Origin of the sequence: Nocardioides sp. CCNWLW216 (assembly GCF_037120545.1) — a bacterium.
Lineage (GTDB): Bacteria > Actinomycetota > Actinomycetes > Propionibacteriales > Nocardioidaceae > Nocardioides > Nocardioides lianchengensis.
In genome coordinates, this window is the sequence record NZ_JBBBBJ010000003.1 from 476606 (window position 1) to 493053 (window position 16448).

Annotated in this window: 15 protein-coding genes; 8 read left to right on the plus strand and 7 right to left on the minus strand. The window is 72.8% G+C overall.

Going from position 1 to position 16448, the window contains the following annotated elements; genetic code table 11:
* Positions 1 to 8 precede the first annotated feature (8 nt).
* From V7S47_RS09990 to V7S47_RS10020, 7 genes are all read left to right on the plus strand, one after another.
* Positions 9 to 1607, plus strand: a complete 1599-nt coding sequence (locus V7S47_RS09990) for an acyl-CoA carboxylase subunit beta (RefSeq protein ID WP_336561418.1) — start codon at positions 9 to 11, stop codon at positions 1605 to 1607.
* Between the two features lie 34 nt (positions 1608 to 1641).
* Positions 1642 to 3534 carry an acetyl/propionyl/methylcrotonyl-CoA carboxylase subunit alpha gene (locus V7S47_RS09995; protein WP_336561419.1) on the plus strand — a complete coding sequence of 631 codons (1893 nt, stop codon included), beginning with the start codon at positions 1642 to 1644 and terminating at the stop codon, positions 3532 to 3534.
* Complete coding sequence (locus tag V7S47_RS10000) at positions 3531 to 4691, plus strand: acyl-CoA dehydrogenase family protein (RefSeq protein ID WP_336561420.1); 1161 nt, start codon at positions 3531 to 3533, stop codon at positions 4689 to 4691. The genes V7S47_RS09995 and V7S47_RS10000 overlap by 4 nt, the downstream gene beginning before the upstream one ends.
* Before the next feature lie 25 nt (positions 4692 to 4716).
* Positions 4717 to 5478, plus strand: a complete 762-nt coding sequence (locus V7S47_RS10005; protein WP_336561421.1) for a carboxymuconolactone decarboxylase family protein — start codon at positions 4717 to 4719, stop codon at positions 5476 to 5478.
* Positions 5479 to 5632: 154 nt separating this feature from the next.
* On the plus strand, positions 5633 to 6553 hold the full coding sequence (locus V7S47_RS10010; protein ID WP_336561422.1) for an AEC family transporter: 921 nt from the start codon (positions 5633 to 5635) through the stop codon (positions 6551 to 6553).
* 13 nt (positions 6554 to 6566) lie between these two features.
* Entirely contained in the window at positions 6567 to 7172 is a 606-nt protein-coding gene (locus V7S47_RS10015) for a hypothetical protein (protein ID WP_336561423.1), read from the plus strand.
* A 9-nt stretch (positions 7173 to 7181) separates the two neighbouring features.
* On the plus strand, positions 7182 to 8327 hold the full coding sequence (locus tag V7S47_RS10020; protein WP_336561424.1) for a YihY/virulence factor BrkB family protein: 1146 nt from the start codon (positions 7182 to 7184) through the stop codon (positions 8325 to 8327).
* Here the strand turns inward: V7S47_RS10020 and V7S47_RS10025 are convergent.
* The gene (locus V7S47_RS10025; protein ID WP_090851050.1) at positions 8324 to 9094 is read right to left on the minus strand and encodes a tyrosine-protein phosphatase; all 771 of its coding nucleotides are present in this window, start codon (positions 9092 to 9094) and stop codon (positions 8324 to 8326) included. The two genes, V7S47_RS10020 and V7S47_RS10025, sit on opposite strands and share 4 nt — an antisense overlap.
* Before the next feature lie 84 nt (positions 9095 to 9178).
* On the opposite strand from V7S47_RS10025, the gene V7S47_RS10030 reads away from it, so the two are divergent.
* Positions 9179 to 9565 carry a PLD nuclease N-terminal domain-containing protein gene (locus V7S47_RS10030; RefSeq protein ID WP_336561425.1) on the plus strand — a complete coding sequence of 129 codons (387 nt, stop codon included), beginning with the start codon at positions 9179 to 9181 and terminating at the stop codon, positions 9563 to 9565.
* Positions 9566 to 9667: 102 nt separating this feature from the next.
* On the opposite strand, the gene V7S47_RS10035 is transcribed toward V7S47_RS10030, so the two are convergent.
* Genes V7S47_RS10035 through sigK form a run of 6 tightly spaced genes read right to left on the minus strand, consistent with a single transcriptional unit; the run spans position 9668 to position 16421 of the window.
* A complete protein-coding gene (locus V7S47_RS10035; protein ID WP_336561426.1) occupies positions 9668 to 10480 on the minus strand; it encodes a DUF1295 domain-containing protein in 813 nt (270 codons plus the stop codon).
* Entirely contained in the window at positions 10477 to 11727 is a 1251-nt protein-coding gene (locus V7S47_RS10040) for a cyclopropane-fatty-acyl-phospholipid synthase family protein (protein WP_336561427.1), read from the minus strand. Before V7S47_RS10040 ends, V7S47_RS10035 begins: the two co-directional genes overlap by 4 nt.
* Entirely contained in the window at positions 11724 to 12986 is a 1263-nt protein-coding gene (locus V7S47_RS10045) for a cyclopropane-fatty-acyl-phospholipid synthase family protein (RefSeq protein WP_336561428.1), read from the minus strand. The genes V7S47_RS10040 and V7S47_RS10045 overlap by 4 nt, the downstream gene beginning before the upstream one ends.
* Positions 12983 to 15085, minus strand: a complete 2103-nt coding sequence (locus V7S47_RS10050; RefSeq protein WP_336561429.1) for an FAD-dependent oxidoreductase — start codon at positions 15083 to 15085, stop codon at positions 12983 to 12985. Before V7S47_RS10050 ends, V7S47_RS10045 begins: the two co-directional genes overlap by 4 nt.
* Positions 15082 to 15819, minus strand: coding sequence for an anti-sigma factor (locus V7S47_RS10055; protein ID WP_336561430.1), 738 nt, complete (start codon positions 15817 to 15819; stop codon positions 15082 to 15084). Before V7S47_RS10055 ends, V7S47_RS10050 begins: the two co-directional genes overlap by 4 nt.
* Entirely contained in the window at positions 15816 to 16421 is a 606-nt protein-coding gene (gene sigK, locus V7S47_RS10060) for an ECF RNA polymerase sigma factor SigK (protein ID WP_336561431.1), read from the minus strand. Before sigK ends, V7S47_RS10055 begins: the two co-directional genes overlap by 4 nt.
* Positions 16422 to 16448 lie beyond the last annotated feature (27 nt).

Sequence of the window (16448 nt, forward strand, 5' to 3'; positions counted from 1 at the left end):
GGTGCGCGATGACCGCCAACCGTGAGGCGATGCTGGAGAAGCTGGCCGACCTGGACGCCGAGCACGCGAAGGCGGTGGCGGGCGGGGGCGAGCGGTACGCCGAGCGCCATCGCGCGCGCGGGAAGCTGCTGCCGCGCGAGCGGATCGAGCTGCTGGTCGACGAGGGGTCGGCGTTCCTGGAGCTGAGCCCGCTGGCCGGGTGGGGCTCCGACTTCACGGTCGGGGCGAGCGTGGTCACGGGCATCGGCGTGGTCGAGGGCGTGGAGTGCCTGATCACCGCCAACGACCCGACCGTGAAGGGCGGGGCGAGCAACCCGTGGACGGTCAAGAAGATCTTCCGGGCCGCCCAGATCGCCGAGGAGAACGGGCTGCCCACGATCTCGCTGGTCGAGTCCGGCGGCGCCGACCTGCCGACCCAGAAGGAGATCTTCATCCCGGGCGGGAAGCTCTTCCGCGACCTGACCCGGGCCAGCGCGCGCAAGGAGCCGACCGTCGCGCTGGTCTTCGGCAACTCCACCGCCGGCGGCGCCTACGTGCCCGGCATGTCCGACTACACGGTGCTGGTCCGCGACCAGGCCAAGGTGTTCCTCGGCGGTCCGCCGCTGGTGAAGATGGCGACCGGCGAGGAGTCCGACGACGAGTCGCTCGGTGGCGCCGAGATGCACGCGCGCACGTCCGGACTGGCCGACTACCTGGCCGAGGACGAGCGGGACGCGATCCGGATCGGTCGGCGGATCATCGCCCGGCTGAACTGGCGCAAGGGTCTCGATACGCTCGCTGGCGCTCGCTACTCGACCACCGAGAGGGAGTACGCCGAGCCGGACGCCGACCCCGAGGAGCTGCTCGACCTGGTGCCGGCCGACCTGAAGGAGCCGTTCGACCCGCGGGAGGTGATCGCCCGGATCGCCGACGGGGTGAGCGCGACGAACGGGGTCGCGTTCGACGAGTTCAAGCCGCTCTACGGCACCTCGCTGGTCACCGGCTGGGCGCGGATCCACGGCCGGCCGGTCGGGATCCTGGCCAACGCGCAGGGGGTGCTGTTCAGCCAGGAGGCGCAGAAGGCCGCCCAGTTCGTGCAGCTGGCCAACCAGACCGACACCCCGCTGCTGTTCCTGCACAACACCACCGGCTACATGGTCGGCCGGGAGTACGAGCAGGGCGGGATCATCAAGCACGGCGCGATGATGATCAACGCGATCAGCAACTCCACCGTGCCGCACCTGACCGTGGTCATGGGAGCGTCGTACGGCGCCGGCAACTACGGCATGAACGGCCGGGCCTTCGACCCCCGCTTCCTCTTCACCTGGCCCTCGGCCAAGTCGGCGGTGATGGGCCCGGCGCAGCTCGCCGGCGTCCTCTCGATCGTCGCCCGCGCGGCCGCCGAGTCGCGCGGCAAGGAGTACGACGAGGAGGCCGACGCCGGCATGCGCGCCTTCATCGAGCAGTCGGTCGAGGAGCAGTCGCTGCCGCACTTCCTCTCCGGGATGCTCTACGACGACGGCGTCATCGACCCGCGCGACACCCGGACCGTCCTGGGCCTGTGCCTGTCCGTCATCGAGAACAAGCCGATCGTCGGCACCGACCGATTCGGGGTGTTCCGCCCATGATCTTCACCCCCGAACCGACCGAGAAGGGTGGGTCGTGATCAGACGACTGTTGGTGGCCAACCGGGCCGAGATCGCGAGCCGGGTGTTCCGCACCTGCCGGCGGCTGGGCATCGAGACCGTGGCCCTCCACTCCGACGCGGACGCCGACCTGCCCTACGTGCGGGAGGCCGACCACGCCGTACGCCTGCCGGGCAGCACGCCGGCGGACACCTACCTGCGCACCGACCTGGTCGTCGAGGCGGCCAAGCGGGCGGGCGCGGACGCGATCCACCCCGGCTACGGCTTCCTGTCGGAGAACGCCGACTTCGCGCGGGCCGTGCAGGCGGTCGGGCTGACCTGGGTCGGTCCGCACCCCGACGCGATCGACGCGATGGGCTCCAAGATCGCCGCCAAGCGGATCATGGCGACGGCCGGCGTACCCGTGCTCGAGGCGCCCGACGAGCCGACCGAGGCCGACCTCCCGCTGATCGTGAAGGCGTCCGCGGGTGGTGGCGGCCGCGGGATGCGCATCGTCCGCACGCTGGCCGAGCTGCCGGGCGAGCTGGAGCGGGCGCGGGCCGAGGCGGCGTCGGCGTTCGGCGACGACACCGTGTTCGTCGAGCCGTACGTCGAGCGCGGCCGGCACGTCGAGGTCCAGGTGCTCGGCACGCCCGACGGCGTCATCGTGCTCGGCGAGCGCGACTGCTCGCTGCAGCGCCGGCACCAGAAGGTGGTCGAGGAGTCGCCGGCCCCGGGCCTCTCCGACCCGACCCGCGAGGCCCTGCACGACGCCGGCCGGGCCGCGGCCGCGGCGATCGACTACCTGGGCGCCGGCACCGTCGAGTTCCTGTACGACGCCGCGCGCGACACGTTCTTCTTCCTGGAGATGAACACCCGGCTCCAGGTCGAGCACCCGGTCACCGAGCTGGTGCACGGCGTCGACCTGGTGGAGCTGCAGCTCGCGGTGGCCGAGGGCGGGGTCGTGACCGACCCGTCGACCGGGCCGACCGGGCACGCGATCGAGGTGCGGCTCTACGCCGAGGACCCGGCGGCGGACTACCAGCCGCAGAGCGGCCTGCTCACCGCCTTCGAGCTCCCGACGGGTGACGGCCTGCGCGTGGACGCCGGCTTCGAGTCGGGCTCGACCGTGAGCACCCACTACGACGCGATGCTGGCCAAGGTGGTCGCGCACGCACCGACCCGCGAGCAGGCCGCACGGAAGCTGGCTGGCGCGCTGCGCCGGGCGCGCATCCACGGCCTGACGACCAACCGCGACCAGCTGCTGGCCGCGCTCGCCGACCCGGGCTTCCTGGCCGGCGAGGTCAGCACCGCCTTCCTCGCCGAGCTCCCCGCGCCGGCCGCCGGCGAGCCGGAGGACAGCACCGGACCGATGACCGCGGCGGCGCTCGCCCTCGCGGAGCGGGCCGACGCGGCACGCACGGTCCAGCGCGGCCTCCCCGTCGCCTGGCGGAACGTGCCGTCGCAGCCGCAGCGCACCGAGTTCGAGAGCGGGACGGTCGAGTGGTGGGGCGGACGCTCCGGCTACCGGGTCGACGGGGTCGAGGTCGTCGCGGTCGCGGCCGACCGGGTGACCCTCGGGCAGGACGGCCTGCGGACGTCGTACGACGTGACGGTGGCGGGGGACCGGGTCGACGTCGACTGGCCCGGCGGCCACCTGGCCCTGCGCCGGGTGCCGCGGTTCACCGACCCGGCCGACGCCGTGGCCAGCGGGAGCCTGCTCGCGCCGATGCCGGGCACGGTCGTGCAGGTCGCGGTGGAGGCGGGCCAGCAGGTGGAGGCCGGCCAGCCGGTCCTGGTCCTGGAGGCCATGAAGATGCAGCACACCGTGAGCGCGCCGCACGCCGGCACGGTCGCGGAGATCAGCGTGGAAGCCGGGTCGCAGGTCGCGGCCGGGGAGGTACTGGCCGTGGTGGAGGAGACAGCGTGAGCACGTTCAACGAGTCCGAGGAGCGCCAGGAGCTGCGCAAGCAGGTGGCGCGGCTGGCCGGCAAGTACGGCCGCGACTGGTTCACCGAGAAGGCGCGCGCCGGCGAGAAGACCACCGACCTGTGGCTCGAGATCGGGAAGAACGGCTACCTCGGCATCAACATCCCCGAGGAGTACGGCGGGGGCGGCGGCGGGATCGGCGACATCGCCGCGGTCTGCGAGGAGCTCTCGGCGCAGGGCTGCCCGCTGCTGCTCATGGTTGTCAGCCCGGCGATCTGCGGCACGATCATCAGCCGCTACGGCACGTCTGAGCAGAAGCAGCGCTGGCTGCCCGGCATCTGCGACGGCACCGGGACGATGGCCTTCGCGATCACCGAGCCGGACGCCGGCACCAACTCCCACAACATCACCACCACCGCCCGCAAGGACGGTGACGGCTGGGTGCTCAACGGGCGCAAGATCTACATCTCCGGGGTCGACGAGGCGGAGAACGTCCTCGTCGTCGCGCGCACCGAGGACGCCCGGACGGGCAAGCTGAAGCCCTGCCTGTTCGTCGTCCCGACCGACGCGGCCGGCTTCGAGGCGAAGCCGATCCCGATGGAGATCGTCAGCCCCGAGCTGCAGTTCCAGGTCTTCATCGACGACGTCCGGCTGCCCGCGGACGCGCTGGTGGGCGACGAGGACGGCGGGCTCGTGCAGCTGTTCGCCGGGCTCAACCCGGAGCGGATCATGGCGGCGTCGTTCTCGACCGGCCTGGCCCGCTTCGCGCTGGACAAGGCGGCGTCGTACGCGAAGGAGCGGACGGTGTTCAAGGCACCCATCGGCTCGCACCAGGCCGTCGCGCACCCGCTCGCCCAGGCCCACATCGAGAACGAGCTGGCCCGGCTGATGACCCAGAAGGCGGCCGCGCTCTACGACGCCGGCGACGACATCGGGGCCGGCGAGGCGGCCAACATGGCCAAGTACGCCGCCGCCGAGGCCGCGTGTCACGCCGCCGACGCGGCCGTGCAGACCCACGGCGGCAACGGGATCACCCAGGAGTACGGCATGGCCGGCCTGCTGGTCGCCACCCGGGCCGGCCGGATCGCCCCGGTCAGCCGCGAGATGATCCTCAACTTCGTGGCGATGCACTCGCTGGGACTGCCCAAGTCCTACTAGCCCGATCTGCTCTAGCGTCGCCGGGATGGAGCACCTCGACCGGCACGCGCCCGGGGCCGCGGCGGCCTACGTCGCGGTCGCGGGCGCCCGGGTGGCGCCGTCGTACGACGTGGCCGCCCCGGCCGTGGTCGCGTTCGCCGAGCAGTTCGCGGTGGACGTGTCGGTGATCGACGACGCGCAGCGGGCGGCGTTCCTGGCCGCGACGGGGCCGTCGGCGTTCGCGGCGGTCCAGCGGGTCTACGTCGGCGACGTCTGGCCGCGGGTGCGTGCGGTGGTCGACGCGGTGCTGGGCCCGGCCGGCTGGCCGGAGCCGCCGGCCGTCGAGGTGGCCGACCTGTGGCCGCTGCTCGACGCCTTCATGCGGGAGGTGGCCCGGCTCGACGCGCTCGACCCGGTCACCACCGAGCTGGTCCGGCTGCGCGGTGCCCGGCAGCACGACTGCCGGGTCTGCCGCTCGCGGCGCAGCGTCGCTGCGCTCGACGCGGGCGCCTCCGAGGCGACCTTCGACGCGGTCGACCGGTGGTCCGACAGCGACCTCCCGGCGGCCGCGAAGGCCGCCTTCGGGCTGACCGACGCGACGATCTGGACGCCGTACGACGTCCCGGCCGACGTCGTGGCCGCCGCCCGCGCGCACCTCTCCGACGCCCAGGTCGTCGAGGTGGTCCTGGACGTCGCCCGCAACGCCGCGAACAAGATCGCCGTCGCGCTGCGCGCCGACGCCGCCGAGGTCACCGACGGCGTCCAGCTCTTCACCACCGACGCCGAGGGCAACCTGACCACGGTGTGACGGGCCCCCCAACAGCGCAAGTGCGCTGTTGGGGGGGCCAAGAGTCCTCTCATCTCCCGCGACCGGCGCAATTGCGCCGGTTGCGGGCCGGGCCACGCGGGTCGTCGCACGGCCGCCGACGGTGTGACCCGGGTCGCTCCGTAGGGTCGGGAGGGTGACAGGGGTCTTCGAGGGGTTCGCGACGATCGCGATCCTCATCGGCCTCGGCATCCTGCTGGCCCACCTGAAGGTCATCGACGACGCGGGCCGGCGCACGCTGGCGACGCTGGCGCTCTTCGTCGCCAGCCCGGCCCTGCTGATCACGGTCCTCGAGGACACCGACCTCGGCGGGGTCTTCTCCGGCAACCTGGTCGCGATGAGCGCGGGCGTGCTCGCGAGCGCGCTGCCCGTCGTCCTGGTCGCCCGGTGGCGGCGCCGCGGGCTGGGCGACACCGTCATCACGGCGATGGCGGCGTCGTACCAGAACGCGGGCAACCTCGGCCTCCCGATCGCCGCCTACGTCCTCGGCGACGCCAGCCTGGTCGCCCCCGTGCTGCTCCTGCAGATGCTGCTGCTCCAGCCGCTCGCGCTGACGCTGCTCGACGCCGACCGCGCGGGCGAGCGGATCTCGGTCGGCAAGGTGCTGAAGCGGCCGTTCACCAACCCGATCACCATCGCCACCCTGATCGGCCTGGGCCTGACGATCACCGGCATCCGGCTGCCCGGGGTCATTCACGACCCGCTGGAGCTGGTCGGCGGGATGGCCGTCCCCTCCATGCTCATCGCGTACGGCGTCGCGCTGCGGCTCGGTCCGCTCCCCGGCCGCGGCGTCCCGGCGCGGGTGCTGGCCGCGGTGACCGCGCTGAAGATGGTCGTCCAGCCGACGGCGGCGTACGTCGTCGGCCGGTTCCTGCTCGACCTGGACACCCCGGCCCTGCTCGCGGTGACCGTGCTGTCCGCGCTGCCGGCCGCCCAGAACGTCTACGTCATCTCGGCCCGCTACGACCGGGCCACCCTGCTGGCCCGCGACGCCGTCTTCGTGAGCACTCTCGCGTCGGTTCCCGTCATCCTGCTGATCACGGCGCTGGTGGCCTGACAGGCTGTCGCCCATGTACGCACGGGCGCTGGCCACCACCGCGCTCTCGTACGGCGTCCTGCACCACCTCGGCCTGCTCCCCGACGGCCTCGGCGCCGGCCCCGACGGCACCCGCTGGGCGGACTGGCTGGACCTGCTCGTGCCCTGGCTGGTGCTCGCGCCCGCGGCCTGGACGATGGTCGCGGCGGAGGCCGACCGCCGGACCTGGCTGCTCTTCGGGATGGGCGCGCTGGCCTACGCGAACGGCCACGGCATCCACCTCGCGGGCAACTCGCTGGCCAACACCGAGCCGGGCCCGACGGCGCACGTGTGGGACGAGGTGGTCGGTCACGCGATCTGGTACGCCGGCGTCGCGCTGGTCGTGGCCGCGCTCGCGGCGACCATGCGCGGGCGGCCGCGGCCGCCCTGGATCGGCTACCCGCTGGCCCTCGGCGTCGGGCTGACCTGGGCCACCAACGCGGTCGGCGGCGGCACCGTCGTCCCCGCGCTGGCGCTGGCGCTGGCCGCCTCGGCGTGGGGCTGGCAGCGGCGCGCCGAGCTCGGGGTGGTGCTGCTCGTGGGCAACCTGCCCGGCGCCCTGCTGCTCGCGGGTGAGCTGATCGGGCGGCTGAGCCAGTAGGTTGTGCCTGTGGGCCGGGTCATCGACGCTGTCGACCGCGGTCAGCAGAAGGTGCCGGTCGTCGGCTTCCCGCTCGCGGTCTTCTACAAGTACCTCGACGACCAGGGCAACTACCTGGCCGCGATCATCGCCTACTACGCGTTCATCGCGATCTTCCCGCTGCTGCTGCTCGGCACCTCGATCCTCGGCTTCATCCTCCAGGGCAACGCGGGTCTGCAGGACCGGATCCTCGACTCGGCGCTCGCCCAGTTCCCGATCATCGGCGACGAGCTCGGCCGCCCGAACGGCCTCGAGGGCTCGACCACCGGCGCCGTCGTCGGTGGCCTGGTCGCCCTGTACGGCGCGCTCGGGCTCGGCCAGGCCATCCAGAACGCGCTCAACCAGGCCTGGGCCATCCCGCGCAACAGCCGGCCCAACCCGGTCCTGCTCCGGCTGCGCAGCCTGCTGCTGCTCGTCACCGCCGGCGTCGCGCTGCTCGGCCTCTCGATCGTCTCGGCCCTGCTCAGCCAGACCGAGGTGTTCGGCGAGTTCGCGTCGTACCGCTGGCCGATCGTCGTGGTCACCGTCCTCCTGGTCACGCTGGTGCTCGCGCTGCTGCTCCGCCTCGGCGCCGCCCGCACCCACCAGCTGCGCAGCGTGCTGCCCGGCGCGTTCGTCGTGGCGCTGATGTGGCAGAGCCTGCAGAGCATCGGCACGGCGTACGTCACCGGCGTCATCGCCGAGGCCGAGGGCATGGACGAGACCTTCGCGGTCGTCCTCGGACTGATCGGCCTGCTCTGGGTCGCCGCCGTGATGGGCGTGCTCGGCATGGAGGTCAACGTCGTCCTGGCCCGCCGACTCTGGCCGCGCGCGTTGCTCACGATCGTCACCGACCACGTCGACCTCACCGACGCCGACCGCCGCGCCTACGCGTCGTACGCGCGGATGCAGCGGCACAAGGCCTACGAGGACATCTCGGTCGTCTGGCAGGAGCGGCAGCCCAAGCCCCGCCGGCGCCCCGACCCGCCCGAGGAGTACGACGCCGTCGAGCCGGTGATGGCCGAGGACGAGCCGGAGCCGTCGCCCGAGCCGTCGCCCGAGCCGTCGCCCGAGCCGTCGTCCGAACAGTCGTCCGAGCCGGAGCCGACCCGGCCGATCAGCCGGCCGGGGGACTAGCCCCGCAGCTTGGCCCGCAGCGCGTCGAGCACGTCGTCCCCGAGCCCGAGCCCCGTGCGCAGGTAGGTGTCGCGGTCGCCGTACCCCCGCTCGACCGAGGCGTACGACGTCCGCAGGTAGTCGGCGTCGGCGACCAGCACCGGCTGGTAGACCTCGGCCTTGTCCGGGCCGAGGTGCTCGACGATCTGCGCCAGGACGGCCGCGCGGCTGGACTCGGCGTAGGTGTTGGTGAGCAGGTAGTCGGCCTCGATCACGTCGTCGGCGACGCCGGCCAGGTGCAGCAGCAGGGCCGCGGTCCAGCCGGTCCGGTCCTTGCCGGCGCTGCAGTGGAAGAGGTGGACGCCGTCGCCGGCGAGGGTGGTGAGCACCCGGCCGAGGGCGGCGCGGGTGGCGTCGTCCTCGACGAAGCCGCGGTAGACCCGCTCCATCATCGCGACGGCGGCCGCGCGGTCGGGCAGGTTCGAGATCTCGTCCATGGGGATGCCGAGCACGTCGACGTGCGACCAGGTGGCGCCCGGGATCTCGATGTCGGGGTGCACGTCGATCTCGTGCTGGCTGCGCAGGTCGAGCACGCCGGTCACGCCGAGGGCCGCGATCGAGGCAGCGTCCTCGTGGGTCAGCCGCAGCTCGTTGGCCCGGAAGAAGACGCCGCGTCGCACGGTCGAGCCGTCGGCGGTGGGGTAGCCGGCACCCGGTCCGGCGACGTCGCGGAAGTTGTCGGCCGACGCGAGCCGGACCAGCTCCTCGGGCAGCTCCTCGGTGGTCACCGCGCCAGGTTAGGCGGCCTCTTCAACGGGAGAGTGAACGGATTCGCCTGACCGGGACTGCCGAGATGCGCCACACTTCCGGCCATGATCCGGTTCCTGCCGCTCGTCCTCGGCTTCGTGCTGTGGCTCTACTGCCTCGTCGACTGCATCGGCACCCGCGACGACCGGGTGCGCCACCTGCCCAAGGTCGCCTGGATCATCATCGTCCTGCTCTTCCCGTTCGTCGGGTCGCTGGCCTGGCTGCTCGCCGGGCGCCCCGCGAAGGAGGCGCCGCTCACCCGTGAGCAGGGCGCCGCGCCGGGCTTCTCCGAGTACGAGCGCCGCGGCCGGTTCGCCGCCGCCGACCCGGAGAAGGACGCGGAGTTCCTGCGGCAGGTGCGCGAGCGGGCCGAGCAGCAGCGCCGGGCGTACGACGAGAAGAAGCGTCTCGAGCGCGAGGCGCAGGAGCAGCCGCGCGAGCCGGAGGCCTGAGGGCGTCGTACCTCTCGGGGAGAACCTGACGTTCCTGGGGGAAGCTTCGCCCGGGAACGTCCTACTTACCCGGATATCCGGGTAAGTAGGACACCGCCTCGCTCAGCCGCGCTTCGGCGGCAGCGGCACGAACGCCGAGGTCCGCTCGGCGTACTCGGGGTAGCCGGGCCGCTGCATCATCGTCTTCTCGAGCAGCCGCACGCCGGTGACCTGCACCAGGAAGAACGTCATGATCGCCGGGCAGACGACGGTGGCCAGGCCGGCGACCCAACCGGAGCCGAGGCCGGCGGCGAGCCAGATGCCCCACCAGACCGTCGCGTCGCCGAAGTAGTTGGGGTGCCGGGTCCAGCCCCAGAGCCCGGAGTCCATGACCTGGGGCCGCGACTCCTTGGGGATCGCCTTGTAGGCCGCGAGCTGCCGGTCGCCGACCGCCTCGAAGAACAGCCCGACGCCCCAGACGACCACGCCGGCGACCACGGCGGGCCACCACGACGCGCCGAGGACCGCCCCGACCATCACGGGTCCGGCGACCAGCCACTGGGCCAGGCCCTGGACCAGGAACACCCGCCGCAGCGCGGTCGCCATGCCGACCTCGGCAAGCGATCCGCCGAGCATCTCGGCGTAGCGCGGGTCCTCCTTGCCCTGGTGCTCGCCGATGGCGCGGCCGCGCACGTGCCAGGCGAGCCGGAGCCCCCAGACCGCGACCAGACCGGTGACGAGCCAGCGCTTCCACGCCGACCCGTCGTCCAGGACGGTCCCGACGACGGCCGACGTCAGGGCGACGAGCACGAAGCCCGCGCCCCAGGCGATGTCGACGACGGCGACCTTGTTGAGCTGCTGCGCGCGGACGGCGGCCGCGCCCATCCCGATCACCACGGCCACCAGGCCGGCGACCAGGACGACGAGGACGCTCACCAGTCACGCACCGCAGGCAGCGAGTGCGGGCCGCCGGGGCGGACCATCAGGATCTGGTCGACGCCCATCCGGCCGTCGCGGAAGGCCATCGAGCCGCCGACGAGGTAGAGCCGCCACACGCGGACGACCTCCTCGCCGACGAGCTCGACCAGGCGGGGCAGGTTCTTCTCGAACCGCTCCAGCCAACCCGCCACGGTGAGCACGTAGTGCTCCCGCAGCGCGTGCACGTCGCGGACCTCGAGCCCCCCGCTCTCCAGGTACGCGACGGTCTCGCCCACCGGGCGCATGTACATGTCGGGGGCGATGAAGGACTCGATGAACGGTCCACCCCCGGGCCAGCGGCCGGTGCGCGACATCTGCTGGACCAGCACCCGGCCGCCCGGCCGCACCGAGCGCGCGAGCACCGAGGCGTACGTCGGGTAGTTGCCCTCCCCGACGTGCTCGCCCATCTCGATCGAGCCGACCGCGTCGAAGTGGTCGCGCTCGGGGACCTCGCGGTAGTCCTGAAGCCGGATCTGCACCCGATCCTGCAGACCCCGCTCGGCGATCCGGGCGTCGATGAACTTCTTCTGCTCGGCCGCGATGGTCACGCCGACGACCTGCGCGCCGAAGTGCTCGGCCGCGTGCAGCGACAGCGAGCCCCAGCCGCAGCCGACGTCGAGCATCGTCGAGCCGGACGAGAGCCCGAGCTTGCGGCAGACCAGGTCGAGCTTGGCCCGCTGGGCCTCCTCCAGGGACACCGACGGCGAGGCGTGGTAGCCCGACGAGTAGGCCATCGACTCCTCGAGGATGAGCGAGTAGAACTCGTTGGAGAGGTCGTAGTGGTGGCTGATCGAGCGCCGGTCGCGCAGCGGGCTGTGCAGCCGCCCGCGGATCCTGGCCTGCGACGCGGGGGCGGTGGGCGGGAGCCTGAGCAGGCCGAGCCCGGCCACCGCGCGCACGGCCCGCGCGAGGTCGGCCGGCGACGGCCGCTTCGGCAGGCCGCGCTCGCGGGCGACCGCGAAGGCGTGGGTCAGCGCGTCGTCGAGGTCGTGGTGCACCTCGAGCTCGCCGGTGACGTAGGCCTGCGCCGCCCCGAGCTCGCCGGGGTGCCGCAGCAGCCGTCGTACGGCGTCCGGCGAGCGCAGCTCGACCAGCGGGGCGTCGACCGGGCCGGCCTCGGAGCCGTCCCACGCGCGCAGCCGCACGGGCAGGTCGCCGCCGACGAACGGGCGAGCGGCCTCGGCCAGGGTGCTCGCAACGTTCACGAGGCCGCCTTGGTGAGGACGATCTGGTTGACGTCGATGTAGCCGGAGGCGAAGCCGGCGCGCGAGTACTCCAGGTAGAAGTGCCACATCCGCAGGAACATCGGGTCGAAGCCGAGGTCGAGCACGTCCTGGGAGCCGGCCAGGAAGGTCTCGTCCCACATCCGCAGCGTGGCCGCGTAGTGCTGGCCCATCGACAGCTGCTGCTCGAGGCGCAGCGACGTGTGCTTGCGGGTCACCTGGTCGATGACGTGGACCGAGGGCAGGAAGCCGCCCGGGAAGATGTACTTGTTGATCCAGGTCCAGGTGTTGCGGGTGGCCAGCATCCGGTCGTGCGGCATGGTGATCGCCTGGATGCCGGCGCGGCCGCCGGGCGCGAGGACCGCGTCGATGGTCTCGAAGTAGGTCTGCCAGAACTGCCAGCCGACCGCCTCGATCATCTCGATCGACAGCACGGCGTCGTACTGGCCGGTGACCTCGCGGTAGTCGCACAGGTCGACGTCGACCAGGTCGGTGAACCCGGCGGTGGCGATCCGCTCGCGGGCCAGCGTCTGCTGCTCGACCGACAGGGTGATGGTGCGGACCCGGGCGCCGCGGCGGGCGGCCCGGATGGCCAGCTCGCCCCAGCCGGAGCCGATCTCCAGCACCCGGGTGCCCTCGCCGACGTGGGCCAGGTCGAGGAGCCGCTCGATCTTGCGGCCCTGGGCCGTCTCGAGATCGGCGCGTACGGCGGTGGCCGGGTCGCCCTCGAAGAGCGCGGAGGAGTAGCTCAGCGTCGGGTCCAGGAACTGCTCGAACAGGTCGTTCGAGAGGTCGTAGTGGTGCGCGATGTTGCGCTGGGAGTTCTGCTTGCTGCTCAGCTCCTTGCGCGGCGGGCGCGCGACGATGAACGAGCGCAGCTTCTGCAGCCGCTTCGGCACCAGGTCGGTGATCTCCGCGGCCAGCACGGTGAGGAAGCCGCCGAGGTCCTCCGCGTCCCAGGCGCCGGTGAGGTAGGCCTCGCCGAAGCCGATAAGCTGGTCGCGGCCCAGCCGGGCGAAGAACTCGTCGGGCCGGTGCACGACGGCCACCGGGCCGCCGCGGCCGAGCTGCTGCGCGTCGTCGCCGGAGCCGAGGTGGACCGTCACGTCGAGCCGGTTGACGGCGGCGCTGAACAGCCGTCGCGCGATCCGGGCGGCCACGGCGGCGCGGGGGCCGACCGGGACGTCGTGGAGACCGGGCCACGGGTCCGTGGTGGCGGTGCGGGCGGGGGCGAGCGTCATGACACTCCTTCCTGGTGGTGGGCGGGTCGGCGGTGCACGGGCAGGCGGCGCAGCCAGAGCCAGACGCCGTGTACCCGGATCAGCACGGCGCCCCTCAGCGCCGCGCCCGCCGCTCGCCGTGGGCTGTCAAAGGACCGCCGGCCGTCCAGCGAGGCGCTGAACGCGGCTCCGTCGTCGGTGTGCAGGGTGACGGCCACCCGGAGCTGGTCGCCCGGCAGCGGTACGGCGAGCTCGTAGCGGCCGTCCGTGCCGTGGAACGGCGAGACGTACATCGCCTTGTCGGTGCTCGCGCGGCCCTGCTCGTCGGGGTGCACGAGGTAGGCGTGGCGGTCGCCGTAGGTGTTGTGGACCTCGACGACGGTGGCGACCTGGCCGCCCCGAGCGTCGAGGCACCAGAAGACCGAGATCGGGTTGAACGTGTGGCCGAGGGTGCGCGGGTGGGCCGCCATCAGCACCCGGGCCGGTCGCTCGAGGCCGGCGTCGGCGAGGAACGCGTCGACGTTCTCCCGGATCGAGCGGTCGGGCGAGCCGAGGTGGTCGCGGGCCTCGAAGCTGCCGAGCAGCCAGGACCGGGCGCCGTGGTCGGGCAGGTCGTCGAGGTCGACCAGCCAGGTGTGCGAGCGGTGCGTGAAGCTCCGCTGGAACGGCGTGCGCCGCGTGTGCCGGATCGTCGTGTCATAGAGGACGGCCCCGGTGGTTGAGGAGGTCGCTCTGCGACCGTCTCGAAACCCGGTGAGCCGGGAAGCAGCGATGGTCGGGCCCGTCCGTCGACCTACTGGGTTTCGAGACGGTTGCTGCGCAACCTCCTCAACCACCGGAGCAGCGGCCGGCCAGGACAGTCCGAGCCGCTCCGCAGCGGCCAGCCCGGAGCGCGCGCCGTCCTCGTGGAAGCCCCAGCCGTGGTAGGCGCCGGCGAAGGCGACCCGGTCGGTGTCGAGCTCGGGCAGCCGGGCCTGGGCGGCGACCGAGGCGGGGTTGTAGAGCGGGTGCTCGTACTCCATCCGGTCGATGACCAGGGCCGGGTCGACGAGGTGCTCGCCGCCGAGGGTGACCAGGTAGTGGGTGTCGGTGTCGAGGCGCTGCAGCCGGGTCAGGTCGTAGGTGACGACCACGCCGTCGCGCTCCTCGGCCGGCCGGTGGAAGTTCCACGAGGCCCAGGTCTGCTCCAGGCGCGGCAGCAGCGAGGTGTCGGTGTGCAGCAGCGCGGTGTTCGGCGAGTACGGCATCGCGCCGAGCACCTCGGTGTGCCGCGGGGTCGGCTCGGCGAGCAGGGCCAGGGCCTGCGCGGGGTGGGTCGCGACCACGACCGCGTCGTACGACGTGACGACGCCGTTGCCGTCGGTGAGCTCGACGCCGGTCGGGGTCTCCAGCAGCGAGGTGACCTTGGTGCCGGTGCGGACCTCCGCGCCGGCGGCGGCGAGCGCGGCGGCCACGCGGTCGACGTACTCGTGGGAGCCGCCGGTGACCGTGCGCCACGTCGGCGAGCCGAAGATGCTCAGCATCCCGTGGTGCTGGAGGAACGAGAACAGGTAGCGGGCCGGGTAGTCGAGGGACACCGCCGGGTCGCAGGACCAGACGGCGGCGACGAGCGGCTCCATGAAGTGTCGCGCGAAGTACGGTGTGAAGCCGCCCACCTCCAGGAACGCCCGCAGCGTCAGGTCGTCCCCGGGCCGGGCCAGCAGCGCCTTCGCGCGACGGTGGAAGCGCGGGATCTCGGTGAGCATCCGCAGGTAGCGGGGGTTCGCGAGGTGCCCGGGGGTCGGCAGCACGCCCTGACGGCCGAGCGCGCCGGCCCACTCCAGGCCGGTGCCGGCGTCGCTGATCGACATCGACATCTCCGACTCCTGGGTCTCGACGCCGAGCTCGGCGAACAGGCGCAGGAGGACGGGGTAGGTCAGCTCGTTGTGGACGATGAACCCGGTGTCGATGGCCAGCCGGTCGTCGCCGTCCTGGACCAGGTGGGTGTCCGCGTGCCCGCCCAGACGGTCGTCGGCCTCGAACAGCGTGACCTGCGCGCTGCGCGAGGCGACGTAGGCGGCCACCAGGCCGGCCACGCCGGAGCCGACGACCGCCACGCGGCGGTGGTGCTGACCGGTCATGCCTGATCGAACCCGACGACCGCGACGACCTCGCCCTCGGGCTCACCGCTGGTGGAGCCGCCGTCGGTCTCGACGGTGATGCCGAAGCCATCGGCGGTCGCGGGGTCCCCGGACAGCTCGACCACGTTGTCGGGACCGTCGGGCATCAGCCCGGCGGCGACCATCTTGTCGTCGTGCTGGAGCCAGAGCTCGTAGACCTTGCCGGAGGGTGCGTCGGCCATGTTCTTGGTGACGACCGCCGCCTTGTTCATCGAGGTCGAGCGGTAGAGCGTGGCCGAGGAGCCGTCGGGGAAGTCCTTGCTGAAGGACTGCACGTCGTCGGCGGCCTTGATCCGGTCCACGGCCGAGAGCTGGACCTGCGAGCTCTCGTCCTGCCAGGGCTGGGTGACGCCGACGCCGACGCCGATGGCCGTCACCACCGCAGCGGCAGCGACCAGTCCGGGAAACCAACGGCGCGCGGGCCGACGCGCCACCGCCTCTCCGGAGACCAAACCCGTCACGAGGGGCGGCAGCGGCCGCACGGTGGCGATGTCGGCGAGCACCCGGTCGCGCAGCCCGGCGGGCGGCGCCTCCAGGACGGTCTCAGCCATCAGCGCGCTGGCTTCCTGGAGACTCGCCACCTCGGCCCGGCAGGCCGGGCAGTCGGCGAGGTGCCGCTCGAACTGGGCCCGCTCGATGTCGTCGAGCGCGTCGACGGCGTACGCCCCGGAGAGGGCGTGGATGTCGATGCTCATGCGCCCCCAACTCCCATCGTGTCGCGCAACCGGATCAGGCCGTCTCGGATGCGGGTCTTGGCGGTGCCGACCGGGAGGTCGAGCAAGCCTGCCACTTCTGTGTGCGTGTAGCCCCCGAAGTACGCGAGCTCCAGTGCTTCGCGCTGGACCGGGGTGAGGCTACCGAGCGCGGTGCGCACCCGGCGGGCCTCGAGCGAGGCGTGGGCCGCCTCGGCGGTCGCGTCGTGGTCGACCGGCTGGTTCTGCTGGTGGTACGACGTGTCGCGACGCGTGGACGCCTCTGCGGACCGGACCCGGTCGACCGACTTGCGGTGCACGATCGTCAGCATCCAGGCGAGCGGGCTGCCGCGATCGGGGTCGAACCGGCTGGCCGTGCGCCAGATCTCCAGCAGTGCCTCCTGCGTCACCTCCTCGGCCTGCGCCCGGTCGCGGACGACCCGGACGGCGAGTCCGAAGACGCGCGGCGAGACGGCGTCGTACAGCTGGCTGAAGGCGCCCTGGTCCCCACGCCCGGAGAGCTTCAGCAGCTCTGCGAGGTCGGGGGCCGCCGACGCCCCCTCCGCAGGGGAGGGGGCGTCGGAGACGGGCCGTAAGGGGTCCACGTGATGATCCTTGCGTCTCAGGTCAAG